Origin of the sequence: Amycolatopsis azurea DSM 43854, assembly GCF_001995215.1 — a bacterium.
Classification (GTDB): Bacteria; Actinomycetota; Actinomycetes; order Mycobacteriales; family Pseudonocardiaceae; genus Amycolatopsis; species Amycolatopsis azurea.
This window is the reverse complement of the sequence record NZ_MUXN01000003.1, coordinates 72672-96446: the sequence shown is the minus strand read 5'-3', so window position 1 is coordinate 96446 and position 23775 is coordinate 72672. Positions and strand designations below refer to the sequence as shown.

At 69.7% G+C, this 23775-nt stretch carries 22 protein-coding genes and 1 pseudogene; 5 read left to right on the top strand and 18 right to left on the bottom strand.

Going from position 1 to position 23775, the window contains the following annotated elements; translation table 11 throughout:
• Window positions 1-64: 64 nt before the first annotated feature.
• Genes B0293_RS05915 through gatC form a run of 6 tightly spaced genes read right to left on the bottom strand, consistent with a single transcriptional unit; the run spans window position 65 to window position 5891 of the window.
• Entirely contained in the window at window positions 65-574 is a 510-nt protein-coding gene (locus B0293_RS05915) for a hypothetical protein (RefSeq protein WP_005162031.1), read from the bottom strand.
• Window positions 567-2072 (bottom strand): Asp-tRNA(Asn)/Glu-tRNA(Gln) amidotransferase subunit GatB, encoded by a 1506-nt coding sequence (gatB, locus tag B0293_RS05910; protein ID WP_005162023.1) that lies wholly within the window; start codon window positions 2070-2072, stop codon window positions 567-569. Before gatB ends, B0293_RS05915 begins: the two co-directional genes overlap by 8 nt.
• 25 nt (window positions 2073-2097) lie before the next feature.
• Window positions 2098-2754, bottom strand: coding sequence for a DUF4276 family protein (locus B0293_RS05905; protein WP_005162021.1), 657 nt, complete (start codon window positions 2752-2754; stop codon window positions 2098-2100).
• Window positions 2754-4079, bottom strand: coding sequence for an AAA family ATPase (locus tag B0293_RS05900; protein ID WP_005162019.1), 1326 nt, complete (start codon window positions 4077-4079; stop codon window positions 2754-2756). The genes B0293_RS05905 and B0293_RS05900 overlap by 1 nt, the downstream gene beginning before the upstream one ends.
• A 1-nt stretch (window position 4080) precedes the next feature.
• Window positions 4081-5595 (bottom strand): Asp-tRNA(Asn)/Glu-tRNA(Gln) amidotransferase subunit GatA, encoded by a 1515-nt coding sequence (gatA, locus tag B0293_RS05895; RefSeq protein WP_005162016.1) that lies wholly within the window; start codon window positions 5593-5595, stop codon window positions 4081-4083.
• The gene (gene gatC, locus B0293_RS05890) at window positions 5592-5891 is read right to left on the bottom strand and encodes an Asp-tRNA(Asn)/Glu-tRNA(Gln) amidotransferase subunit GatC (RefSeq protein WP_005162012.1); all 300 of its coding nucleotides are present in this window, start codon (window positions 5889-5891) and stop codon (window positions 5592-5594) included. Before gatC ends, gatA begins: the two co-directional genes overlap by 4 nt.
• A 234-nt stretch (window positions 5892-6125) precedes the next feature.
• Between gatC and B0293_RS05885 the strand changes: the two genes are divergently transcribed.
• A complete protein-coding gene (locus tag B0293_RS05885; protein ID WP_005162007.1) occupies window positions 6126-6779 on the top strand; it encodes an ACT domain-containing protein in 654 nt (217 codons plus the stop codon).
• A 71-nt stretch (window positions 6780-6850) separates the two neighbouring features.
• Here the strand turns inward: B0293_RS05885 and B0293_RS05880 are convergent, their stop codons facing one another.
• From B0293_RS05880 to B0293_RS05865, 4 genes are read right to left on the bottom strand one after another with little or no spacing between them, the layout of a single operon-like run.
• Entirely contained in the window at window positions 6851-7348 is a 498-nt protein-coding gene (locus B0293_RS05880; RefSeq protein ID WP_005162004.1) for a GNAT family N-acetyltransferase, read from the bottom strand.
• Entirely contained in the window at window positions 7341-9473 is a 2133-nt protein-coding gene (gene ligA, locus B0293_RS05875) for an NAD-dependent DNA ligase LigA (protein WP_005162001.1), read from the bottom strand. The genes B0293_RS05880 and ligA overlap by 8 nt, the downstream gene beginning before the upstream one ends.
• Window positions 9474-9483: 10 nt before the next feature.
• Entirely contained in the window at window positions 9484-10188 is a 705-nt protein-coding gene (locus B0293_RS05870) for a hypothetical protein (RefSeq protein WP_005161999.1), read from the bottom strand.
• Between the two features lie 22 nt (window positions 10189-10210).
• Window positions 10211-11248, bottom strand: coding sequence for a methionine synthase (locus B0293_RS05865; protein ID WP_005161997.1), 1038 nt, complete (start codon window positions 11246-11248; stop codon window positions 10211-10213).
• A gap of 120 nt (window positions 11249-11368) precedes the next feature.
• Here B0293_RS05865 and B0293_RS05860 point away from each other — a divergent pair, with 120 nt between their 5' ends.
• From B0293_RS05860 to B0293_RS05850, 3 genes are all read left to right on the top strand, one after another.
• Window positions 11369-12178 (top strand): phospholipid scramblase-related protein, encoded by an 810-nt coding sequence (locus B0293_RS05860; protein WP_005161995.1) that lies wholly within the window; start codon window positions 11369-11371, stop codon window positions 12176-12178.
• 211 nt (window positions 12179-12389) lie between these two features.
• Window positions 12390-13424 (top strand): MBL fold metallo-hydrolase, encoded by a 1035-nt coding sequence (locus B0293_RS05855; RefSeq protein ID WP_005161993.1) that lies wholly within the window; start codon window positions 12390-12392, stop codon window positions 13422-13424.
• Window positions 13421-13867, top strand: a complete 447-nt coding sequence (locus B0293_RS05850) for a GNAT family N-acetyltransferase (protein WP_005161990.1) — start codon at window positions 13421-13423, stop codon at window positions 13865-13867. Before B0293_RS05855 ends, B0293_RS05850 begins: the two co-directional genes overlap by 4 nt.
• Here B0293_RS05850 and mnmA read toward each other — a convergent pair.
• The 4 genes and pseudogenes from mnmA to B0293_RS05830 all read right to left on the bottom strand — a co-directional run bounded on the left by mnmA (window position 13864) and on the right by B0293_RS05830 (window position 19035).
• Window positions 13864-14955, bottom strand: a complete 1092-nt coding sequence (gene mnmA / locus B0293_RS05845) for a tRNA 2-thiouridine(34) synthase MnmA (RefSeq protein WP_005161987.1) — start codon at window positions 14953-14955, stop codon at window positions 13864-13866. The two genes, B0293_RS05850 and mnmA, sit on opposite strands and share 4 nt — an antisense overlap.
• A gap of 5 nt (window positions 14956-14960) precedes the next feature.
• On the bottom strand, window positions 14961-16157 hold the full coding sequence (locus B0293_RS05840) for a cysteine desulfurase family protein (protein WP_005161984.1): 1197 nt from the start codon (window positions 16155-16157) through the stop codon (window positions 14961-14963).
• Window positions 16158-16359: 202 nt separating this feature from the next.
• Window positions 16360-17739: pseudogene (locus tag B0293_RS05835) on the bottom strand (MFS transporter); the annotation flags it as partial.
• A gap of 27 nt (window positions 17740-17766) precedes the next feature.
• A complete protein-coding gene (locus B0293_RS05830) occupies window positions 17767-19035 on the bottom strand; it encodes a helix-turn-helix transcriptional regulator (protein ID WP_005161977.1) in 1269 nt (422 codons plus the stop codon).
• A 135-nt stretch (window positions 19036-19170) separates the two neighbouring features.
• Between B0293_RS05830 and B0293_RS05825 the strand changes: the two genes are divergently transcribed.
• Window positions 19171-20061, top strand: coding sequence for an NADP-dependent oxidoreductase (locus tag B0293_RS05825; protein ID WP_005161975.1), 891 nt, complete (start codon window positions 19171-19173; stop codon window positions 20059-20061).
• 74 nt (window positions 20062-20135) lie between these two features.
• Here B0293_RS05825 and B0293_RS05820 read toward each other — a convergent pair whose 3' ends face one another.
• From B0293_RS05820 to B0293_RS05805, 4 genes are all read right to left on the bottom strand, one after another.
• On the bottom strand, window positions 20136-21032 hold the full coding sequence (locus tag B0293_RS05820) for a lysophospholipid acyltransferase family protein (RefSeq protein ID WP_005161971.1): 897 nt from the start codon (window positions 21030-21032) through the stop codon (window positions 20136-20138).
• On the bottom strand, window positions 21029-21664 hold the full coding sequence (locus B0293_RS05815; protein WP_245820055.1) for a GNAT family N-acetyltransferase: 636 nt from the start codon (window positions 21662-21664) through the stop codon (window positions 21029-21031). Before B0293_RS05815 ends, B0293_RS05820 begins: the two co-directional genes overlap by 4 nt.
• A 321-nt stretch (window positions 21665-21985) precedes the next feature.
• The gene (locus B0293_RS05810; RefSeq protein WP_005161966.1) at window positions 21986-22945 is read right to left on the bottom strand and encodes an electron transfer flavoprotein subunit alpha/FixB family protein; all 960 of its coding nucleotides are present in this window, start codon (window positions 22943-22945) and stop codon (window positions 21986-21988) included.
• 26 nt (window positions 22946-22971) lie between these two features.
• On the bottom strand, window positions 22972-23757 hold the full coding sequence (locus B0293_RS05805) for an electron transfer flavoprotein subunit beta/FixA family protein (protein WP_005161964.1): 786 nt from the start codon (window positions 23755-23757) through the stop codon (window positions 22972-22974).
• Window positions 23758-23775 lie beyond the last annotated feature (18 nt).

The window sequence follows — 23775 nt, the reverse complement described above, 5'->3', positions numbered from 1 at the left end:
GGTAGGCAGAAAGCGCTTTCTTACGCAACCCTCGTGCATCCAGAGGACTAAACGCGTGGAGGGATCAGGGACGGCGCGGGCGGGTTTCCGCGCGCAGGAGCCGGACGTCGAAGAACGCGACGACGACGGAAACGACAGCGGCGGCCAGGCCGAGGTAGCGGCCGGCACCGACGCCGATCTCGACCCCGGCGGCGGAGAAGATCCCGCGCTGGTCGGCGTCGAACTGCCAGTCGAGAGTGGTCCAGCCGAGCACCATCAGCAGCAGCGCGCCGACGACCGCCATCAGCCACAGATGCGGCAGGCCCGCGCGGCGGACGGCGTCGACGCGGCCGAACAGCACGACGGCGAGGCCGGGCAGGAACACCAGGAAGAGCGGCGCCCAGGCGAGGAAGCCCGCGTGCCACGCGTCGCGGGTGACGTCATTCGCGGGCAACGACGTCAGCACGTCCTCGATCTCCGGGCGCGAGGCGGTCAGGGTCGTCCACGGGAGGAACAAGGCCACCAGCGCGAGCAGCCCGGCCGCGAGGCCGAGCCACTCACGCCAGGTGACCTTCTTCAAAGCGAGGTCAGGCACCGACTCGCTCGATGATCAGTTCGCGCACCCGCTTGGCGTCGGCCTGACCCTTGGTGGCCTTCATGACCGCGCCGACGATCGCCCCGGCCGCGGCCACCTTGCCGCCGCGGATCTTCTCGGCGACGTCCGGCTGCGCGGCCAGCGCCTCGTCGACCGCCGCGATGAGCGCGGAGTCGTCGGAGACGACCTTCAGGCCGCGCTTCTCGACGACCTCGGCGGGCGAACCCTCGCCGGCGAGGACGCCCTGCACGACCTCCTTGGCCAGCTTGTTGGTCAGCTCACCGGCGTTGACGAGCGCGATGACCTCGGCCAGCTGCGCCGGGGTGATCGCCAGCTCCGCCAGCTCGATCTCGCGGGAGTTGGCCTCCTGCGCCAGCGTGTTGACCCACCAGCTGCGGGCCTCGTCCGGCGTCGCGCCCGCCTCGACGGTCGCGGCGACCAGGTCGACCGCGCCGACGTTGAGCAGGTCGCGCAGCGCCTCGTCGGTCAGGTTCCACTCGCGCTGGATGCGCTTGCGGCGCTCCGACGGCATCTCCGGCAGCGTCTTGCGCAGCTCCTCGACCCACTCGCGCGACGGCGCGATCGGGACCAGGTCGGGCTCCGGGAAGTACCGGTAGTCCTCGGCGGTCTCCTTGGTGCGGCCGGACGCCGTGGTGCCGTCGGCCTCCTGGAAGTGCCGCGTCTCCTGCTTGATCGAGCCGCCCTCGGCGAGGATCGCCGCCTGGCGGGTCATCTCGTAGCGCACGGCGCGCTCGACGCTGCGCAGCGAGTTGACGTTCTTGGTCTCGGTGCGCGTGCCGAACTCGGTCGCGTCCTTGGCCATCAGCGAGACGTTCGCGTCACAGCGCAGGGAACCCTGGTCCATGCGGACGTCGGAGACGTCGAGCGCGCTGAGCAGGTCCCGCAGGGCGCTCACGTACGCGCGGGCGACCTCGGGGGCACGCTCGCCGGTGTGCTCGATCGTCTTGGTGACGATCTCGATCAGCGGCACGCCCGCGCGGTTGTAGTCGAGCAGCGAGTGCTCGGCGCCGTGGATCCGGCCGGTGGCGCCGCCGACGTGCAGCGACTTGCCGGTGTCCTCCTCCATGTGCGCGCGCTCGATCTCCACGCGCACGACCTCGCCGTCGTCCAGCGTCACGTCGAGGTAGCCGTTGAAGGCGATCGGCTCGTCGTACTGCGAGGTCTGGAAGTTCTTCGGCATGTCCGGGTAGAAGTAGTTCTTCCGGGCGAACCGGCACCACTCGGCGATCTCGCAGTTGAGCGCCAGGCCGATGCGGATCGCGCCCTCGATCGCCTTGGCGTTCACGACCGGAAGCGCACCGGGCAGGCCGAGACAGGTCGGGCACACCTTGGTGTTCGGCTCGCCGCCGAACTCGTTGGCGCAGCCGCAGAACATCTTGGTGTTCGTGTTCAGCTCGACGTGCACCTCGAGGCCCAGCACCGGGTCGAACCGCTCGATGACGTCGGCGTAGTCCATCAACTCAACCACGGCGGTCACTTCTTTCCTCCTACTGTCCTGGAAGTCATTCTATGAATCCGATCCGCCGTAGCGCCGTCTCGGTGTCGGTTTGCCAAGCCTGGAAAGACGGCACCGCTCGCAGCCTGTCGAGCTCGATCCGCCTGGCGATGGTGTCGAGGTAGTCGTGCACGGACCTGCTCCGGCGCTTTCGCCTCGTGCCGGATCGCAAGGCCTCGGCCAGCGTGCGCTTGGGATCCGTGAGTTTCTCCACTTTGGAGAGCAAGTCCACTTCAAAGACTCCGGTCGTCGTGACATCGACACCGGCGAGCTCATTGACGAGGGTTATGTCCGCGAGGGCCCAGCTCTCCATCTCCCGGACCGGTACCAGCGGCACGAAGCAGGGATCGGCACCCGTACCGCTCGCCACCTTGTCCCATTCACCCATCATCGGAACCCAGCTTTTGGCAGCTTCCCGATCAGGATTGGCGGACCCGTCGTAGTGGAAGAAGACCAGATTCAACCGCGGCTTCTGATCCAGTACCTGCTGGGCGAACGTCCGCCAGGTGTCGGCCTGGCGCTCGAAGACGAGCGGCCGGTCGACGTCGAATCCCTTGCCCGGTCGCTCCCTGCCGATCTCCTCGAGCGCGCGGGCGAGCAACTGGCTGAAGAACGTGTCGTCGGTCGCCCCTTCAACGGCGACAACAGTGCGCAGCTGCCGCATCAGCCCTCCAGTAGCCGACGGGCTTCGTCTTTGGTGATCGCCAGCAGCTCCCGCTGCTCGAACCGGGACACGGGCTCCAGCTCTGATGCTTCCTGTTCCGCGAGCACCCGAACCCGGGAAACACGGCTGGAGGGCTCACCGGGCGAGACACGCGAAACCCAATCCATGACCACGATGTCCCTCGGCTCGAGGACAGCCAGCATCAGGGGCGAATGACTGGTCAAGATCACCTGGGTCAGCGGCTCACCCGGCTCGGGTTCGGCGGTCAGCTCCTTGAGCACATGCATGAGCTTCCGCAGGCGCTGGGGAAAGATGCCGTTCTCCGGCTCCTCGAAGCACAGCAACCCGCGATGCCCGGGGTCGTACAGCGCGGCAAGCAGAGCCAGCACCCGGAGCGTCCCGTCCGAGGCGACCCGTGCACCGACCTTGCCTTCGTCGCCAGTGGTCAGCTCGACCTCCCACTGACCCGCCGCCTTGTTCTCCTTGACCTCGACCCCGCTGAACCCTTGGATCACCTGAACCAGATCGACCGCGATCTCGTCGAGCCCGCTGCCGTATTCGTCACGGGTGGTCCGCTGGATCCGGTGCAGCACGGCGGCGAGGTTGGCCCCGCTCGGTTCCAGCTGTTCGTCGGACTGGCCGATCCTGCTCGGCATCCGCAGGGCGGCGGGATCGAGCTGAAGAAAGCGCCAGGACTCGAGCTCCCTGCGGACAGCGAACAAGTAAGGAAAGTCCAGCGCCGAAGTGATACTGGACAAGACGGTGGACAACGCCAGGTCAGCACGAAGGAACCTGGCTTTTTCCCCTTCTCGATGCAGGACGAAGGTGCGCTCCGCGTCATCGATGACTGTCTCCAGCAACGGTGAGGCCAACCCGTCATAGCGCGCACCCGCGGAACCGTGCGCCCTGTCCCGATCAGATGCGATCGGGTACACCGCCTCGTGAACCACCACCGGGGAAACGTATTCGTCATCCTGCATCAGCAAGACGTGCAGTTCGTATCGGACTCGGGTGTGCCGGATCTCGGCGTGTTCGCCGAAGGAATCCGTGACCGACGGTTCCAGGGTCAGCTCGACCGCGAAGGTCATGGCGCCGAGGTAAGTGCCGTCTCCGCGTCGGCGGAACTGCTCCAGCAGATCACCACGTTGGTCATTGAATGCCTCTTTCAACCTCGACGCGGTCGCGAGGCGGCTCAGGAGCTGGATCGCATCGAACAGGTTGGACTTGCCGCTGGCGTTCTGGCCGAGGACGACCAGGAACGGCGGCAGGTCCAACCCGAAGTGATCGAACGACTTGAAGCCGTCGATCTCGATGCGTGTCAGCAAGTCACGCCTTTCCCAGCTCCGGGACCTCGTGCACCAGCGAGCCACCGTTGGCGGCGTCGCGCGCGACCTCGTAGGCGGCGCCGACGCGGTACAGCCGGTCGTCGGCCATCGCGGGGGCCATGATCTGGAGGCCGACCGGCAGGCCGTCCTCGTGCGACAGTCCACTCGGGACGCTCATCGCGGCGTTGCCGGCGAGGTTCGACGGAATGGTGCAGAGGTCCGCCAGGTACATCGCCATCGGGTCGTCGACGCGCTCGCCGATCTTGAACGCCGTCGTCGGCGTGGTCGGCGAGACCAGCACGTCCACCTTTTCGTACGCGGCCTCGAAGTCCCGCGTGATGAGCGTGCGGACCTTCTGCGCCGAGCCGTAGTACGCGTCGTAGTAGCCCGAGGACAGCGCGTACGTGCCGAGCATGATGCGGCGCTTGACCTCGGCGCCGAAGCCCTTCTCACGGGTCAGCGACATGACCTCTTCGGCGCTGTGCGCGCCGTCGTCGGACACGCGCAGGCCGTAGCGCATGGCGTCGAACCGGGCGAGGTTCGACGAGCACTCGCTCGGCGCGATCAGGTAGTACGCGGGCAGCGCGTAGGTGAAGTTCGGGCACGAGACCTCGACGACCTCGGCGCCGAGCGCGCGCAGCTGCTCGACGGCGGCTTCGAACGACCGCAACACGCCCGGCTGGTAGCCGTCGCCGGCGAATTCCTTCACCACGCCGACGCGGACGCCCTTGAGGTCACCGGTCAGGCCCTGGCGGGCCGCGGCGACCACCGGCGGGACCGGCGCGTCGATCGAGGTCGAGTCCATCGGGTCGTACCCGGCGATGACCTCGTGCAGCAGGGCGGCGTCGAGCACCGTCCGCGCGCAGGGACCGGCCTGGTCGAGCGAGGACGAGAAGGCGACGAGACCGTAGCGGGAGACACCGCCGTAGGTCGGCTTCACGCCAACGGTGCCGGTGACCGCGCCGGGCTGGCGGATCGAGCCGCCGGTGTCGGTGCCGATCGCGATCGCGGCCTCGAACGCCGCGATGGACGCCGAGGAGCCACCGCCGGAACCGCCCGGGATGCGGGCGTGGTCCCACGGGTTGTGCGTCGGGCCGAACGCGGAGTTCTCCGTGGAGGAGCCCATCGCGAACTCGTCCATGTTGGTCTTGCCGAGCACCACGACACCGGCCTCGCGCAGCTTGCGCGTCACGGTGGCGTCGTACGGCGGGATCCAGTTCTCCAGGGTCTTCGAACCGACGGTGGTCGGGATGCCCTTGGTGGTCAGCACGTCCTTGAGCGCCAGCGGCACCCCGGCGAGCGCCGACTTCGGCGCCTTGCCCTCGGCGACGTCGGCGTCCACCGCGCGGGCGGCGTCGAGCGCGCCCTCGGTGTCGACGTGCAGGAACGCGTGGATGTGCTCGTCGACCTCGGCGATCCGGTCCAGGTGGGCCTGGGTGACCTCGACGGCCGAGACCTCACGGGACTGGATCTTCTCCGCCAGTTCGGCGGCGGTCAGCTTGACGATCTCGGTCACTGTTCTTCTCCCAGAATCCGCGGCACCCGGAAACGACCCTCTTCGCTGGCCGGGGCACCGGCCAGCGCCTGCTGCTGGGTCAGCCCCGGTCGGACCGTGTCCTCGCGGAACACGTTGGTCAGCGGCACGGCGTGCGAAGTGGGCGGGACGTCCTCGCCTGCGACCTCGCTCACCTTGGCCACCGAGTCCAGGATCTGGTCGAGCTGGCCTGCGAAGACGTCCAGCTCCTCTTCGGTGACGGCAAGCCTGGCGAGCTTGGCGAGGTGCGCGACCTCGTCGCGGGAAATGTTGGGCACGCGGGTGACTCCCGGGGTGTGCTGTGCGGGTTCTGTCGGAAGCTGCAAGTCTATGGTGGCGGTGTCGGCGGACTCGACTGGGTTACGCCAGGGCGCTCCGGCCGCGGAGTGCCTGGTTCGTTATCCCGAAGGCCGGATGGCGGGCCCCATTACACCGTCCGGTCTGTCACAATCGGCGCCCGGCGTAGCGCGTTCCACGGCGAGGCTGGAACGCCTGAGGCGAGAGGGGCGCGTGTGTCGTTCCTGATCCGGGTCCAATTACCGGACACTCCGGGGACCCTCGGCGCGGTCGCCACCGCGCTCGGCACCGTCGGCGCCGACATCCTGAGCGTGGACGTGGTCGAACGAAGCGGCGGTCTCGCCATCGACGACCTCGTCGTGGAGATCCCGTCCGGCAGGCTGCCGGACGCGCTGATCACCGCGGCCGAAAGCGTCGACGGTGTCGAGGTCGACGCCGTCCGCCCGTACGCCGGGGTGCTGGACACCCATCGCGAGCTCGAACTGGTCGAGGAGATCGCCGCGAAGCCCGCTTCGGGGCTGGAGATCCTCGCCGAAGGGGTGCCGCGGATCATCCGGGCGGGCTGGGCCGTCGTCGTCGAGTACGCGGAGGCCGGCGCGTTGCGGCTGGCGTCGTCGAGCGCCGCGCCCGAGACGCCGATCACCGACCTGCCGTGGCTGCCGCTGGAACGCGCCACCATCCTGGACGCCGAAGAGGCCTGGGTCCCGGAGACGTGGAAGGAACTGGGGACCGAACTCGCGGCCACGCCGCTGGGGAAGCCGGGGAAGGCGCTGCTGGTCGCCCGGCCGGGCGGGCCGAACTTCCGGGCCGCCGAGGTCGCGCGCCTGGCGCACTTCGCCGGGATCGTCGCCGTCGTGCTGGACAGCTGACCTTCGCGTTTCGTCCTCTGAATGCGGTAGTTGCACGCGCAAGTACCGCGTTCAGAGGACGAAACGCTGTGCTAAGCGAGCTCCAGGCGATACGCGATCAGCGTCACACCGGGGTGCGGCTCCCAGTCCCGTTCGGGCAGCCGCACGAAGCCGATCCGCTCGTACAGCCGATGCGCCCGCGTCATGGTGACCAGGCTGCACAGCACGACCCGGTCCGCACCGAGTTCCCGCGCCCGCGCGATGACCGCCCTGGTCAGCGCCTCGCCGATGCCACGCCCGGTCGCCGAAGGCGCCACGCCGAGCATCCGGAACTCCAGTTCGCCCTCGCGCGACAGCTCGGCGAACGGCGTCCCCGGCCGCGCGATGGTGACCGTACCGGCCAGGGCGCCGTCGCCGTCCACCGCGACCAGGAGCTCGGCCTGCTCCGCCCGCTTTGCGGCGTCGAGGAGTTCCGTGGCGTAGCCCACGCCGTCGACGAGGTTCCGCTCCGCGGAGTACGCGGCCAAGGTCAGCTCTCCGACCGCCTCCAGCTCCTCGGCCCGGGCGGGCCGGATCTCCAGGTCACTCATCAGGCTCCTCTTCGGTCGGCAGCGCCAGCGCGGCGGCGGCCTCGGGACCGCTTTCCAGCAGCACCCGGAAGCCGTTCTCGTCGAGCACCGGCACCTTCAGCTGGACGGCCTTGTCGTACTTGGTCCCCGGCGCGTCGCCGACGACGACGAACGCCGTCTTCTTCGACACCGAACCGGCCGCCTTCCCGCCGCGGGCCATGATGAATTCCTTGGCCTCGTCACGGGAGTAGTCGTTCAGCGAGCCGGTGACGACGATCGACAGTCCTTCGAGGTTGCGCGGGACGGACTCGTCGCGCTCCTCCTCCATCCGCACCCCGGCCGCGCGCCACTTCTCGACGATCTCGCGGTGCCAGTCGACCTCGAACCATTCCTTCGCGGCCCGCACGATGGTCGGGCCGACCCCGTCGACGGCGGCGAGCTCCTCTTCGGAGGCGTTCTCGATCCGTTCCAGTGAACCGAATTCCCGAGCGAGCGCCTGCGCCGCAGTCGGTCCGACGTGCCGGATCGACAGGCCGACGATGACCCTCCACAGTGGACGATCCTTGACGGTTTCGAGGTTCTCCAGCAGCTTGCGCCCGTTGGCCGACAGCTCCCCCGCCTTGGTGCGGAACAACTCGACTTCGAGCAGCTTCTCCTCGTCCAGGTCGAAGATGTCGCCCTCGTCGTGCACGACACCGGCGTCCAGCAGCGCCACCGCGGCCTCGTACCCGACGACCTCGATGTCGAACACGTTCCGGCTCGCCAGGTGGAACAGCCGTTCCCGCCGCTGCGCCGGGCAGAACTGTGAATTCGGGCAACGGATGTCGATGTCGCCCTCCTTCTGGTACGCCAGTTCGGTGTCGCAGTTGGGGCAGCGCAGCGGCATGACGAACTCGCGCTCGTCACCGGTGCGCGCGTCGGCGACCGGGCCGAGCACCTCGGGGATGACGTCGCCCGCCTTGCGGATGACGACCTTGTCCCCGATCAGCACGCCCTTGCGTTTGACCTCTTCCTGGTTGTGCAGGGTCGCCATCGCGACCGTGGACCCGGCCACCTTCACCGGCTCCATCACCGCGAACGGGGTGACCCGCCCGGTGCGGCCGACGTTGACCTGGATGTCCAGCAGGGTGGTGATCGCCTCTTCCGGCGGGTACTTGTAGGCGATCGCCCAGCGCGGCGCGCGCGAAGTCGTGCCGAGACGGCGTTGCAGCCCGACCTCGTCGACCTTGATGACGACGCCGTCGATCTCGTGCTCGGCGTCGTGGCGGTGCTCGCCCCAGTACCGGATGTGCTCCAGCAGTTCCCCGCCCGAACCCAGCACCTTGCTGTGCGGCGAGACCGGCAGGCCCCACGCGGCGAGCGCGTCGTACGCCTCGGACTGGCGCTTCGGCTCGAAACCCTCGCGTTTCCCGATGCCGTGGCAGATGAGCCGCAGATTGCGGGACTTCGTGATCTTGGGGTCCTTCTGCCGCAACGATCCGGCGGCGGTGTTGCGCGGGTTCGCGTACGGATCCTTGCCCGCCTCGACCATCTTCGCGTTGAGCGCCAGGAAGTCCTCGACGCGGAAGAAAACCTCGCCGCGGACCTCGACCAGCGCGGGCACCGGGAACTCGTCCGTCCCGGTCAGCCTGTCCGGTACCTGCTCCAGCGTGCGGACGTTGAGCGTGACGTCCTCGCCGGTGCGGCCGTCGCCCCTGGTCAGCGCGCGGGTCAGGCGGCCGTTCTCGTACAGCAGGTTGATCGCGAGCCCGTCGATCTTCAGCTCGGCGAGGTACTTCGTCGCGCCGATCTCCTTCTGAACCCGCTCGACCCAGGTCTCGAACTCCTCGGCGTCGAAGACGTTGTCCAGGCTGAGCATGCGCTCCAGGTGGTCGTGCGCGACGAACTCGGTCGAAAACGTGCCGCCGACGTTCTGCGTCGGCGACTCCGGCGTCACCAGCCCGGGATGCTCGTCCTCGATCGCCTGGAGTTCGTTGAGCAGCTCGTCGAACTGGCCGTCGGACACGATGGGTGAATCCAGCACGTAGTACCGGAACTGGTGCCCGCGGATCTCCTCCGCCAGTTCGGCGTGCCGGTCGCGGACGTCGGCGGGCACGTCGGTGACGTCCTGCGCGGACACGAGGTTTTCGGGAAGTTCGCTGCTCACGGGGGTAACCCTAGCCGGGGGTACCGACATTTCCGGGCGTCGGCGAGCCGAGTCGGCCGACCACTTCGCGCAGTTCCAGAAGGGTCAATCGCCCGTCCTGCGCCTCGGTCACCAGCTCGACCTTGCCCAGCCTTTCCGCCGCGACGCGCTCACCCAGCGTGGCGTCCAGCGGCAGGAAGGTCATGGTCGTCCTGGTCTCCGGGCGGAGTTCCCCGATCAGCGGATGGAACACGGTGACGTCCACCCGTCCGGCTGATTCGTCCACCTTCGCGGTCACCCTGACGTCGGCGAGCGCGATGCGGGTCTCGCCGAGGTTGACGGTGACCTCACTCGGATCGGGGACCGGCGGCACGGAGTCGTGGTACTCCCAGATGGCGTCCTCCTCGGGCGCCGCGGCCTTCCACGCGTCGGTGTACGGGCGCAGTTCCGGATCCTCCTGGCCGGTGAGCACCAGCGAGTAGATCGCCCGGTGGCCACGATCGAGGGAAAAGTGCAGCCTCGGGTGCAGCGCCTCGACGATCGTGCAGAGGTCGTGTTCCACGCGGTGCGGTTCGCGGTCGCCGAGTGCGGCGCTGACCTCCGGCAGGAGGGCGAACCACGCCTCCCAGAACGTCACCGCCGCGGCGGCCGCGTCCTCGGGGACGGGCTGCTCCGGCCAGGCGGTACGGGGGTCGGGAACGTCCTCGGACTTGCGGGAACGGCGGAACAGACGCATGAGGGGCACGCTACCGCGCCGTTCACCACCCTTCAGGCGGTTCGGTGAAAGCCTTGCCCGCCTCCCGGCTGAGCGTCAGCGCGCGGCGCATCCACTCGGGGGTGGCGCCCGCGAGGCCGCACGCCGGCGTCGGCACGACGCGTTCGGCGAGGATCTCGCGGCGGAAGCCGAGCCGGTCGACGAGCTTGAACACGGGCGCGACCACGTCGCGCAGCTCCACCGGCACGCCGGGATCGGTCGTGGGAACGAGGCCGAGCATCAGGGTCGTGCCGGAGTCCAGCGTCTCGCCGATCTCGTCGAGCAGCGCGGGCGAAGCGCCCTTCAACAGGGCGAAGTCGAAGGCGATCGCCTTCGCCCCGGCCGCGCGCAGCAAGGAGATCGGCGGCTTCGGAGCGCAGCAGTGCACCGCGACCGGCTGTCCGGTGATGCGCTCCGCCCCGTCGATCACCCGCGACAGCAGTTCGCGGGCCTCGGGCGCGGGCACCGCGGGAACCGTGCCGTATCCGGACGCCGTCGGGAGATCGCCGTCGAGGACCGCGGGCAGCGACGGTTCGTCGAACTGGAGCACCACGGGCGCGCCGAGGCGCGACTTCAGCTCCGCGACGTGCGCGGCCAGGCCGTCCAGCAGTGACTCGGAGAAGTCGCGCAAAGCGCCCCGATCGGTGAGGATCCGGTGCCCGCGCGGGAGTTCGACGTTCGCGGCGAGCGTCCACGGACCCGCGACCTGGGCCTTGAACACCGGCGGCGGGGCACCGGCCTTCTCACGCGCCTCCTGGACGGCGTCGAGGTCCCAGCTCATCAGGTCGAGGGCGCGGCGATGGTCGTGCCCCGGCCGGGTGGTGACCCGGTAGCCGCTCGGCACCACCTCGACGGCGAGGTCGACCAGCAGCGCCGCCGTCCGCCCGATCATGTCGGCGCCGACTCCGCGCGCCGGCAGTTCGGGCAGACAGGGGAATTCGGGCAATTCGCCGAACACGATCGAAGCGGCCTCGACCGGATCGGTGCCCGGCAGGGAACCGATCGCGGTCGCCGCGCCTAGAGGCCAAGGTCGTTCGTTCACATCCGGATTCTCCCCTTGGTCCGAGTGCGCGGGGCGGCGGGGCAGGGGAGGACACGGACATTCGCCGCAATTGCCGTCGACGAGCCCGTGACGGCACCGAGAGCATTACGCTGACCTGCCATGACGAGCTCTCCACAGCCCGCCGGCTGGTATCCCGACCAGCAGAACTCCCGGATGTACCGGTGGTGGGACGGGCAGGCCTGGACCGCGAACACGCGGCCTTCGCACGACGCCGAGATGATCGAGCTGGACATCGAAGGCGCCGACGACCCGAACAAGATCCGGGCGCAGGCGGCGAGGGGGACCCAAGGCCGGGGCAGCGGGGTCGTCGGCGGCGGAACCTTGTTCTCCGAACCGGTGCTGGTGGTCAACCAGCGCGCGAAACTCATCGAGATGTCGAACGAGTTCGGGGTGTTCGACCAGAACGGCAACCGCCTCGGCGGCGTCGTCCAGGTCGGGCAGAGCACGTTGAAGAAGGCCATCCGGCTGCTCACGAACTACGACCAGTTCCTGACCCACCGCTTCGAAATCCGCGACGCGAACCACAGCACGGTGCTGAAGGTGACGCGGCCGGCGAAGGTGTTCAAATCCCGCTTCCTGGTGACGAAGGCCGACGACTCCCCGATCGGGGAGATCGTGCAGGAGAACGTCTTCGGCAAGATCCGGCTGGGTTTCGTGGTCAACGGGCAGAAGGTCGGCGGGATCTTCGCGGAGAACTGGCGGGCGTGGAACTTCGTGATCAAGGACCACGCCGACGTCGAGATCGCGCGGATCACCAAGACGTGGGGCGGTTTCGTGAAGGCCGCGTTCACCACCGCGGACAACTACGTCGTCGAGATCCACCGGCCGCTGCGGGACCCGCTGGCGTCGATGGTGGTCGCCTCCGCGCTGACCATCGACACCGCGCTGAAGCAGGACGACAAGGGCTGAGCGCTCGCGTTTCGTCCTCTGGACGCGGGCGCTGATGTCCCCAATGTGGCATTGGGGACACTGAACGTCCCCAATGCCACATTGGGGACATCGTGACCCGCGTACGAGTGACCGGGGTCTCACCCCGCTCAAGTGGACACTCGGCTTCCGGCGGCACAAAGTGGAAGACCTTGGGGCGGCACAGCGGAGTGCGTCCGGGACGGAGGTCACCATGGAGCCGTTGCCCGAAGACGGCGAACGGGACTGGGCCGAGCCAGGCGTCTACACGGTTTCGCCGGGGGTCCACCGGATCCCGCTTCCCCTGCCACAGGACGCGTTGCGCGCGGTCAACGTCTACGTCGTCACCGATGGCACCCGCCTGGTCCTCGTCGACTCGGGCTGGGCGCTGGAAGCGGCGCGCGAAAGGCTTTCGCGCGGGCTGAAGGCGTTGGGCGCCGACCTCGGCGACATCGCCGAATTCCTGATCACCCACGTGCATCGCGATCACTACACGATGGCCGTGGAGCTGCGCCGCGAGTTCGGCGGCAAGGTCGGGCTCGGGAAGCGGGAAGAGCCGTCGCTGACGCGCTCCGGCGATCCGGATCGGTTCCCGATGGAGGCGCAGGTCGGCCTGCTGAAGCGCTGCGGCGCGGAGCCCGTCGTCGAGGTGCTCGCCAAGGCGTTCGGCGGTCTCCGGCACACGGAGGCGCATCTGTGGGAGCAGCCCGACGAGTGGCTCGCACCCGGCAGGCGCGCGATCGTGCCCGGCCGCGAGTTCGACGTCGTGCACACGCCGGGCCACACGTCCGGGCACGTCGTCTTCGTCGACGACGAGGCGGGCCTGGTGTTCTCCGGCGACCACGTGCTGCCGCACATCACACCGTCCATCGGGTTCCAGCCGGTGCCTGCCGAACTGCCGCTGAGCGACTATCTCGACTCACTGCGCCTGGTGCGCGAGATGCCGGACCGGCGCATGCTGCCCGCGCACGGCCCCGTCACCGGCAGCGTCCACGCCCGTGTGGACGAACTGCTGGAGCACCACCGTGACCGCCTGGAGGTCATGGGCGCCGAAATCACCCCGGACGTCACGACGGCGTACGAAGTCGCGCTGCGGCTGGGCTGGACGCGCCGGAAGCGCAAGCTCGACGAGATGGACCCGTTCAACCAGATGCTCGCCGTGCTCGAGACCGGCTCGCATCTGGATCTGCTGGTGGCCCAAGGGAAACTCACCGCGACCGAGACCGATGGAGTGCGGCACTACCGATGATCACCATCCGCCGCGCCCGGCGCGAAGACGTCGCGGCGATCGTCGGGATGCTCGCCGACGACCAGATCGGCAGCACCCGTGATTCGGCCGACGACCTCACGCCGTATCTGAAGGCCTTCGAGCAGATCGACGCCGATCCGGCGCAACTGCTGATCGTCGCCGACGACGGCGGGGAGGCCGTCGGCACGCTCCAGCTGTCGATCATTCCCGGCCTGGCCAGGAAAGGCGCGCTGCGCGGGCAGATCGAGGCCGTCCGGGTGCGGGCGAGCCACCGTGGTTCCGGTCTCGGTGGCGAGTTGATGGCGTGGGCCATCGACGAATCCCGGCGGCGGGGCTGCGCGCTGGTGCAGCTGACGTCGGACGTGAAACGCGAGGACGCGCACCGGTTCTACGAACGCCTCGGTTTCGAGGCCAGTCACACCGGCTTCAAGCTGAAGTTCTAGCGGGTTCCCGAGATCTTCGCGCTTCCCAGGACGAGATCGCCTTCGGTGGCGTCGGTGCGGTACAGCACGACGACCTGCCCCGGGGCGACCCCGCGCAACGGCTCCCGCAGCTGAACAGTCACCGAGTCACCCGAAACCTCCGCGACGGCCTCGACGATCCCGCCGTGCGCGCGCACCTGGACGACGCATTCGGTCGGACCGTCCAGCGGCCGTTCGCTCGGCCAGATCGGGCGGTTCGCCTCGATCACGTTCACGCCGAGGTCCCGCGCGGAACCGACCTTCACGGTGCCCGAAACCGGCTCCAGCGAAAGCACGTAGCGCGGCCGCCCGTCCGGCGCCGGCGCCTCGATGCCGAGTCCCTTGCGCTGCCCGACGGTGAAGCCGTGCACGCCGGTGTGCTCACCGAGCACGGCGCCGGTCTCGGCGTCGACGAGCTGCCCGGGACGCTGACCGAGCCGCTTCTCCAGGAAGCTCTTCGTGTCGCCGTCCGGGATGAAGCAGATGTCGTGGCTGTCCGGCTTCTTCGCCACCGACAGGCCACGGCTCGCCGCCTCGGCGCGCACGTCTGTCTTCCACGAATCACCCAGCGGGAACAGCGAATGCCGCAGCTGTTCCGGGGTCAGCGAAGCCAGGACGTAGGACTGGTCCTTGCCCGAGTCGACGCTGCGCCGCAGCTCCGGCACACCGTCCACAACGGACAGACGGGCGTAGTGCCCGGTGGCGACGGCGTCGAAGCCGAGCGCCATCGCCTTGTCCAGCAACGCTTCGAACTTGATCTTCTCGTTGCAGGTGACGCACGGGTTCGGCGTCCGGCCGGCGGCGTACTCGCCGACGAACGTGTCGATGACCTCTTCGGTGAAGCGCTCGGCGAAGTCCCAGATGTAGAAGGGGATGCCGAGGATGTCGGCGGCGCGGCGCGCGTCGCCCGAATCCTCGATCGTGCAGCAGCCGCGGGATCCGGTGCGCAGCGTGCCGGGCTTCGCCGACAGCGCCAGGTGCACGCCGACGACCTCGTGCCCGGCGTCCACGGCGCGGGCGGCGGCCACCGCCGAGTCCACTCCCCCGCTCATCGCGGCCAGTACGCGCATCTTCCTCACACCTCTTGCTTCTGCGTCTGCTTGCGCATTCCGGCGAGTCCCGCCTGCCTCGCCCTGTCGACGACGCCCGCGATCTCCCTCGAAACCGCTTCAACGTCTTCCGGCGCCGAGGTATGCCCGAACGAGAACCGCAGCGACCCGCGTGCGGCCGCCGGGGCGGCCCCCATGGCCAGCAGCACGTGGCTCGGCTGCGCGACACCCGCCGTGCACGCCGATCCAGTGGAACATTCGATGCCCTTGGCGTCCAACAGCATGAGCAGGCTGTCACCCGCGCAACCGGGGAAAGTGAAGTGGGCGTGCGTCGGCAGGCGCTCGCCCTCGCCGCCGTTGAGCACCACGTCCGGCACCTGGCGCCGGACCGCTTCGATCAGGTCGTCCCGCAGCTCGGCGACGCGTTTGGCGTACTCCTCGCGGCCTTCGACCGTGGCCTTCACCGCCGTCGCGAACGCGATCACGGCGGGCACGTCGAGCGTGCCCGAACGCACGCTGCGCTCCTGGCCGCCGCCGTGCAGCACCGGCACGCACGCGGTGTCGCGCCCGAGCAGCAGCGCGCCGACGCCGTACGGGCCGCCCAGTTTGTGCGCGGTCAGGGTCAGCGCGGCGGCGCCGCTCTCGGCGAAGTCGACCGGAACCGCGCCGACGGCCTGGACGGCGTCGGTGTGCAGCGGGATCTCGTGCTCGGCGCAGACGGCGGCGAGCCCGGCGATCGGGTTGACCGTGCCGACCTCGTTGTTCGCCCACATCACGGTGGCCAGCGCGACCGTCTCGGGGTCCTCGCCGATGGCTTCGCGCAGCGACTCCGGGGACACCCGGCCCGCCTGGTCGACCTCGACCCAGACGATCTCGGCGCCCGCGTGCTGCTCCAGCCACTCGACGGACTCGAGGACGGCGTGGTGCTCGACGGTGCTGCACAGCACCCGGCGGCGCCGCGGATCCTCGCCGTGGCGGGCCCAGAAGATGCCCTTGACCGCGAGGTTGTCGCTCTCCGTGCCCCCGGCGGTGAAGATCACCTCGGACGGCCGGGCGCCCAGCGCCTCGGCGATCACCTCACGGGCCTCTTCGACCCTGCGGCGGGCCCGGCGGCCCGAGGAATGCAGCGCGGAGGCGTTGCCCACAGTGGACAGCGCCTCGGACATCGCCGCTACGGCTTCGGGCAACATCGGGGTGGTCGCCGCGTGGTCGAGATAGGTCATGGCCTTACCAGGGTAGACCGCTCCGGGGCGTGACCAAGCCCACCCTGGTCAGCGGGTGGCGGTGCTCATAGGAACCCGCGTCCGTGATCGCGTCGACAGGGCGCTCGTCAGCGATTTCACCGACCTGAACGCGGACCGGGCGCCCTGCCCCCGCGATCACGGGGCCTGCGGCCGGAGCGGGTTCGGAAGATCAGCTCCGCAATCAAGCGACGCTCATAGCCGAAGGCCATCGGCCGGTCAGCCGCACCCCGAGCAGCGCGATGCCGGTCAGCAGCACCGAAAGCACCAAGATCGCCACCGTCGGCTCCTTCGCCGACGCCAGCGAAGCGAGCAGAACCCCGCCCAAACCGATGGTCAGGGCCGATCCGACCCAGTCGCCGAGCTGGAGCGCCGAGGTGTTGAACCCGCGTTCGGCCTCCGGCGAGTAGCGGAGCAGCAACACCGAGATCGCGGGCATCGCGATGCCCATCCCGGAGCCGCCGACCGCCGACGCGACGAACGCCATCCAGGCGGGGAACGAGGGCAGCGGGACGAAGACGAAGATCGCCAGACCGGCCGCGACCAGCGCGAACCCGGTCCGCAAGGACGCTTCGCGCGACCAGTCGAGCATGCGGCCTTGCAGCATCGACCCCGCCGACCAGCCCAGCGCGGTCACCGTCAGCGGCAATCCGGCCAGCGCGGGGCTGTAACCGTGCACTTCGGTCATCGTCAGTGGCAGATACGCCTCCATTCCGGCGTACGCGCCCGCGATCAGCCCGCGCGAGGCGATCACTGTCGGCAACCCCGGCCGCGACGTCAGCGTCCCGGCGGGCAGGAGTTTGCGGAGCGCGTACGCCAGGGCGACCAGTCCGGCGCCGCCGTAGGCCAGCGCCGCGAGGGACGGGTGCTGCGCCGCCCAGGTGAGCGCGGCGACGCCGAGTGCGGCGACCACCGCGGGCACGACCCCGGCGCGGCGCGCGGACTCGCCGGGCACGTGCCGCGGCAGTTTGCGCGTGACGACGACCAGCAGCCCCACGCCGACGGCGGTCAGCGGGATCAGCCCGAGGAACACCCAGCGCCAGCCGACGCTCACGGTCACCACACCCGCGATCGACGGCCCGATCACCGCGGGCAGCACCCAGGCGGCGGCGTTCGCGGCGTAGATCACCGGACGTTCGCGGTCGCTGAAGGTGAGCGCGATCAGTAGCGACACCGAGACCAGCAGGAGCCCGGACCCGAACCCCTGCAAGGCCCTGCCCAGCAGGAGCAGCGGCATGTCGTGCGCGAGCCCCGCCACCAGCAGCCCGACGGCGAACAACGCGGTCCCGGCGAGCAGCGCGGGCGCCGGGCCCTTGCGGTCACCGAGCCGCCCGGAAAGGACGGTCGCGACGACGCTCGCGACCAGGAAGGTGGTGAAGGGCCAGGCGTACAGGGCGAGACCGTCGAGATCGGCCACCATCGTCGGCATCGCGGTCGCGACACCCATGCTCTCGAACGCGATGAGCGTGACCATGAGCAGCAGCCCGATCGTGGTCACCCGATGCTCCGGCGTCCACAGGACACCCTTCGGCTCCGCCTTGTCCCCAGTGATCGTCATACGACGAGCGTGCCACCTCCAGTTCGGTGGAGGTCAAGCGCTGACGGGCGCCAGCCGCAGCTCCCGCGCCAGCACGGCGGCCTCGCCGCGCGACGTGACTTCCAGCTTTCCCAGGATCTTCCGCACGTGGAACTTCACCGTGTGCTCGGTCAGCCGGAGTTCCTCGGCGATCTGCCGGTTCCGCTTGCCGCGGGCGATCCCGGCGAGGACTTCGAGTTCGCGCGAGTTCAGCCTGTCCAGCGGGCGCAGCTCCGGGGTCTCCGGGACACCGAGCGGCAGGATCGCGGTGATCGTGGCGCCCCAGCCGGGGACGGCGTCGACCTCCCAGCGGCCGTCGAGCGGGGTGATCCGCTCGGTGAGACCGGTGCCGGGCACGGCGCGGGCGACGTCCGGGCCGTCGTCGCGCACGGTGATCCGCAGCGCCCCGCCGTCGATCGCCCAGGAGGCCCGGACCCGGGAGCTGCCGCGTTCCAGCGCGGCGAGCACGAGCCCCCGGGTGACCGTGCGCGCGGTGTGCGCGATGTCCTGCGGGAGCGGCCGGTCGTCACCGGGCCCGGCGAGGTCGACGGTCATGTCGTTGTGGCGCACCAAGGGATCCAGCTGCGCGGCGAGGGTGTCGAACGCAGCCGACGCCGGTTCCGCCGACAGCTCCTGATCACGGTCGGCGACCGAGCGCAGTTCGACGAGCGCGGCCGCGGCGAGGTCGGTGGCCGTCTGGCGGGCGGCGGCGTCGCCGAGCCGGCGGGAGCGCAACACGGCGAGCAACGACGCCAGCGTGGTCGCGTGGGTCTGCCCCAGATCGGTGATGGTCTGCGCCCGCGCCGTCGCGGCCGCCAGGTTGCTCGCGATGATCTCGGGCTCGGGATCCGTGGCGCGCTGGGCGGCGCTGACGCTGACGACGCCCCACAGCTTGGCGACGATCTCGAGCGCGCGGTCCGCGAGCGCGTCCTCGGTGGGGACGAGCGCGATCATCGCGCCCTTGCCGATCACCGGCGCCGAGGTCAGGACGACGAGTTTCCGGCGCTGCCCGCCGAGCGTCTCTTCGGCCACCACCGCCTGCCCCGGCACGCCGAGCGCGGCGAGCCGCTGGAGTTCCGCGCTCGTGACCGCGCCGGTGATCACCGGATCGCCGTGCACCTTGATCGGGATACGGGAGCAGTCACCGGTCTCCATGGCGGCGGCCCGGTGCGGCAGGACGGCCGCGGCCGCCGCGGAGAACCGCGGCAGGAGTTCGGCGCGCGTGGCGGCGAGCATGCGCTCGACCTGGCTCAGCACGTACAGCGGATCCGACCACTCGTCCATGACTCCACAGTAGGCGCGTCCATCGTGGGCGACGCTGCTCGCCCGGCTAGTGAACACTGCTCGTCCGAGTGGTTCGGGCGAGGTCCGGGCGCCGGTTGACTGATCGCAGCGAAGGCAACCGAAACAGGAGTGGACATGCGAGCGATCACCATCACCCAGTACGGCGACACCGACGTCCTACGGTCCGCCGAGGTCCCGGCGCCGGAACCCGGCCCGGGTCAGGTGCGGGTCGCGGTCAAGGCCGCCGGCGTCAACCCGATCGACTGGAAGATCCGGTCCGGTGCCATGGAGGAGGTCTACCCGGTCGAATTCCCGCACGTCCTCGGCCACGAATTCGCGGGCGTGGTGGACGCCGTGGGCGAAGGCGCCGTATTCGCCGTCGGGGACGAAGTCTTCGGCTGGGCCGACACCGGGGCTTACGCGGAGTACGCGCTGGCGACGACGATCGCCCGGAAGCCCGCCGGGCTTTCGTGGGCCGAAGCCGCCTCGCTGCCCGTCGCCGGTGAGACGGCGTTGCGGGTGCTGGGCGAACTGGAGGTCAAGCCGGGCGAAACGCTCGTGATCCACGGGGCGAGCGGCCAGGTCGGCCGGATCGCGACGCAGGCCGCGGTCGAGCTGGGCGCCACGGTCGTCGGGCTGGCGGGTGCTTCCTCGCTGGACGAGGTGAAGGAACTCGGCGGGGTGCCGGTGCAGTACGGCGACGGCTGGGTTTCGCGAGTCCGCGCGGCCGCGCCGGACGGCGTCGACGCGGTGTTCGACGCGGCGGGCTTCGGCGTCCTGGGTGACTCCGTCGCCCTGCTCGGGTCACCCGACCGGCTGATCACGATCGCCGACCCCGCCGCTTACGCGCAGGGGCTGAAGTTCTCGGCGGGCGGGGAGCAGACCCCCGCGGTGCTGGAGGGTCTCGTCTCGCGTGAGCTGAAGCTCAAGCTGGGGACCGCTTACGCGCCCGACGATGTCGCGGAGGCGCACCGGGAGAGCGCGACGGGGCACGCGGGCGGGAAGATCACGCTGACCTTCGAGTGAGCTGAAGGGAACCATGCCCGCATGGGACGCGGTGAAGGGCGCTTTCACCACGTCCCATGCGGGGAAAGTCCCCTTCAGCCCGCCGGAGTCCGGGCGGGGGCGGGAGGAGCGATCGGAGCGGAGATCGGACGGCGACGCCGCCGCTGCGCCGGGATCTGCACCCGTCCCAGTGCCGCCTGCACCGCGGATTCCGCCAGCGCGGCCAGTTCCCGCCGGTCCGAAGCGCGGCCAGGCGCGATCTCCGGGCACACGTGCACCTCCAGCACGAGACCGCGCAGGGCGGCGACCCGCCGCAGCGAGGCGATGAGCGACTCCGGCCCGATGAACGCGGGCTGGGTCGTCTCCCGGCCGTCGGCGAGCCGGAAACGCAGTGCGAGCGGCCGCACCGGGACACCGCCGTCGATCGCGGCCTGGAAGGTCGCCGGGCGGAACCGGCCCGACCCCAGACCGCACCAGGTGGTGCCCTCCGGGGTCACGCTGACGAGTGAGCCGCCGCGCATCGCGGCGGCGAGTTCGTCCATCGTCGCGGGCAGGCTCCGCAGGTTCTCCCGGTCGAGGAAGATGCTGCCGCCGCGGCGGACCAGCAGGCCGAGCACCGGCCAGGTGCCGACCTCCTTCTTGGCGAGCGCCCGCATCGGCTGGACCGCGTTGACCGCGATGATGTCCAGCCACGAGATGTGGTTGTTCACCACGAGCGCGCCGCGGCCGGGCACGGCACGGAACCGCTCGTCACCGAGTACGCGCAGCCGTACCCCGAACGAGCGAAGGATCCCCACGAAAAGCAGGCGCACCAAGCGTTCCCGGGGCATGCCGCGCAGCACGAGCACCAGCGGCGCGGCCAGGAAGGCGCCGAAGATGACGCCGATCGCCGCGGTGAACCGCAGGACGCGCCGCGGGAACGCCACCGTCGGCGCCCCTTCGGTCAGGCAGCCGTCGCCACACGGCGACTTCGGCATCCAGGCGTGGCTCATCCCTGCTCTCCCAGGAAGAACTTGAGATACCGCTCGTCGACGTTGTGCAGATCCAGCAGGACGAAGAAGTCCGCGACGCCGAAATCCTCGTCCAGCGCGGGCGGACCGTAGGTTTTCGCGCCCAGGCGCGTGTACCCCTTGATGAGCGGCGGGAGGATCGCGCGGGCGGGCCGCTCGACGCCTTCGGTCCGCCACGGGTTCAGCGGCGTCACCCGAAGGGATTCGTCCGCGTAATGCTTGGCGCGCAGGACATCCCAGACGCCGGCGGCGTAGACCCCGCCGTCGGTCAGCGGCACGGACGCGCAACCCGCGAGGTACCGGTGCCCGGCCAGCAGCATGTAGCGCCCGATCCCCGCCCAGACGAGGCTCACCACGGCGCCGCTGCGGTGGTCGGGATGCACGCACGAACGGCCCGTCTCGACCAGCGAAGGACGCAGGGAATCGAGCGCCGTGAGGTCGAATTCGCTGTCGGAGTAGAGCTTTCCCGCTCGCGCGGCCCGATCGGGCGGCAGCATCCGGTATGTGCCCACGATCTCGCCGGTGTTGTCGTCGCGCACCACGAGGTGATCGCAGAACTCGTCGAAGTAGTCGACGTCGAGACCGGGTTCGAGCGAATTGAGCGTCGCTCCCATTTCCTCGGCGAAAACCTGATGGCGAAGACGCTGCGCGGCAACGACTTCTTCGTTCCCGTTGGCCACGAGGAGGGAGTAACGCGGCGCGTCGGCCGGGAGTTCGACACCTGCCTGGTCAGTGCTGACGAGGAGCTGTGACGTCGTCATAATCAAGGTCTACCCCCGGAGGGGTACCAACGACAATGCGCCCGATGGCCGATTAGTGCACGTTCAGTTAATTGCGGGTTCTCAGACTTCTCTCAGGGTGAGAGGTCACTTCCCGGTCACGAAAAAGGGGCCGCCCGGGAAATAATCCCGGACGGCCCCGTCACGACAAAGGGCTCAGCCCTTGCGCTTCTGGACCTCTTCGGTCAGCTGCGGCGCGACGTTGAACAGGTCGCCCACCACACCGAAGTCGGCGATCTCGAAGATCGGCGCCTCGGCGTCCTTGTTGACCGCGATGATGGTCTTCGAGGTCTGCATGCCCGCCCGGTGCTGGATCGCGCCGGAGATGCCCAGCGCGATGTACAGCTGCGGCGAGACCGTCTTACCGGTCTGGCCGACCTGGAACTGCGCCGGGTAGTAGCCCGAGTCGACGGCGGCGCGGGAAGCACCGACGGCCGCGCCGAGCGAGTCGGCCAGCGTCTCGACGACGTCGAACTTGTCGGCCGAGCCGACACCGCGGCCACCGGAGACGACGACCGAGGCCTCGGTCAGCTCCGGACGGTCGCCGCCGACGATCGGCTCGACACCGGTGACCTTGGCGGACTTCGCCGGGTCGCCGGCGGGGACCTCGACGGTCTCCTCGGCGGCGGCACCGTCGGCCTGGGTCGCCTCGACCGCGCCCGGGCGGACCGAGATGACCGGGACACCCTTGGTGGACTTGGACTTCACGGAGAACGCGCCACCGAAGATGGACTGGTCGACGCTGCCGTCGCTGTTCACACCGACGGCGTCGTACAGCAGACCGGAGCCGAGGCGGACCGCGACCCGGGCGGACACCTCCTTGCCCTCGGCGCTGGCCGCGACGAGCACGGCGGCCGGGGAGGTCCGCTCCGCGAGCGCGGCGAGGACGTCCACCTTCGGGGTGACCAGGAAGCCGGTGGCGTTGTCACCCTCGGCGACGTACACCTTGGCGGCGCCGTGCGCGGCGAGGGCTTCCTTCGCCTTGGCGGCGGTGCCGGTCGGGCCGACGACGACCGCGGACGGCTCACCCAGTTCCCGAGCGGCGGTCAGCAGCTCGAGCGTGACCTTCTTGACTTCACCGTCGACGTGGTCGACGAGGACGAGTACTTCAGCCATTTCCCTATTCCTCCTCGAAACCTGTCTCAGATGAGCTTCTGGGCGACCAGGTAGGCGGCCACCTTGCTGCCGCCGTCGCCCTCGTCCTCGACGCGCTCACCGGCGGTGCGCGGCGGCTTCGGGGAGGCTTCGAGCACGGACGACCAGGCGTTGCCGAGGCCGACCTCGCCGGCGTCGAGGCCGAGGTCCGCGACGGTCAGCGTCTCGACCGGCTTCTTCTTGGCGGCCATGATCCCCTTGAAGGAGGGGTAGCGCGGCTCGTTGATCTTCTCGCCGACGCTCACCACCGCGGGGAGGTTCGCCTCGAGGTGCGTGACGCCGTCCTCGGTGTAGCGGTCGGCCTTGATCGAGGTGCCCTCGACGGTCAGCTCGTTCACGTGGGTCAGCTGCGGCAGGCCGAGCAGCTCGGCGATGATCGCCGGCACGGCGCCACCGCGGCCGTCGGAGGCCTCGTTGCCGGTGATGACCAGGTCGAAGCCTTCGACCTTCGAGATCGCAGCGGCCAGCACCTTGGCGGTGGCGATGGCGTCGGAGCCGTGAAGGGCCTCGTCGGAGACGTGGATGGCCTTGTCGGCGCCCATGGACAGCGCCTTGCGGATCGCGTCGGTCGCGCGGTCGGGACCCACCGAGACGACGGTGACCTCACCCTCGCCGGCTTCCTTGATCTTCAGGGCTTCTTCGACGGCCTTCTCGTTGATCTCGTCGAGCACGGCGTCGGCGGATTCGCGGTCAAGAGTGTTGTCGGCACCGGAGAGCTTCCGCTCCGAGTAGGTGTCCGGTACCTGCTTGACCAGGACAACGATGTTCGTCATGGGTCTACTTCGACCTCC

Bases quoted from the DNA above. Each gene is read 5' to 3' on its own strand.
- B0293_RS05905 (WP_005162021.1), bottom strand. From the start codon at position 2,754: ATGCGGCAGCTGCGCACTGTTGTCGCCGTTGAAGGGGCGACCGACGAC.
- B0293_RS05880 (WP_005162004.1), bottom strand. From the start codon at position 7,348: ATGAGTGACCTGGAGATCCGGCCCGCCCGGGCCGAGGAGCTGGAGGCG.
- B0293_RS05870 (WP_005161999.1), bottom strand. From the start codon at position 10,188: ATGCGTCTGTTCCGCCGTTCCCGCAAGTCCGAGGACGTTCCCGACCCC.
- B0293_RS05860 (WP_005161995.1), top strand. From the start codon at position 11,369: ATGACGAGCTCTCCACAGCCCGCCGGCTGGTATCCCGACCAGCAGAAC.
- B0293_RS05855 (WP_005161993.1), top strand. From the start codon at position 12,390: ATGGAGCCGTTGCCCGAAGACGGCGAACGGGACTGGGCCGAGCCAGGC.
- B0293_RS05850 (WP_005161990.1), top strand. From the start codon at position 13,421: ATGATCACCATCCGCCGCGCCCGGCGCGAAGACGTCGCGGCGATCGTC.
- mnmA (WP_005161987.1), bottom strand. From the start codon at position 14,955: ATGCGCGTACTGGCCGCGATGAGCGGGGGAGTGGACTCGGCGGTGGCC.
- B0293_RS05840 (WP_005161984.1), bottom strand. From the start codon at position 16,157: ATGACCTATCTCGACCACGCGGCGACCACCCCGATGTTGCCCGAAGCC.
- B0293_RS05830 (WP_005161977.1), bottom strand. From the start codon at position 19,035: ATGGACGAGTGGTCGGATCCGCTGTACGTGCTGAGCCAGGTCGAGCGC.
- B0293_RS05825 (WP_005161975.1), top strand. From the start codon at position 19,171: ATGCGAGCGATCACCATCACCCAGTACGGCGACACCGACGTCCTACGG.
- B0293_RS05820 (WP_005161971.1), bottom strand. From the start codon at position 21,032: ATGAGCCACGCCTGGATGCCGAAGTCGCCGTGTGGCGACGGCTGCCTG.
- B0293_RS05815 (WP_245820055.1), bottom strand. From the start codon at position 21,664: ATGGGAGCGACGCTCAATTCGCTCGAACCCGGTCTCGACGTCGACTAC.
- B0293_RS05810 (WP_005161966.1), bottom strand. From the start codon at position 22,945: ATGGCTGAAGTACTCGTCCTCGTCGACCACGTCGACGGTGAAGTCAAG.
- B0293_RS05805 (WP_005161964.1), bottom strand. From the start codon at position 23,757: ATGACGAACATCGTTGTCCTGGTCAAGCAGGTACCGGACACCTACTCG.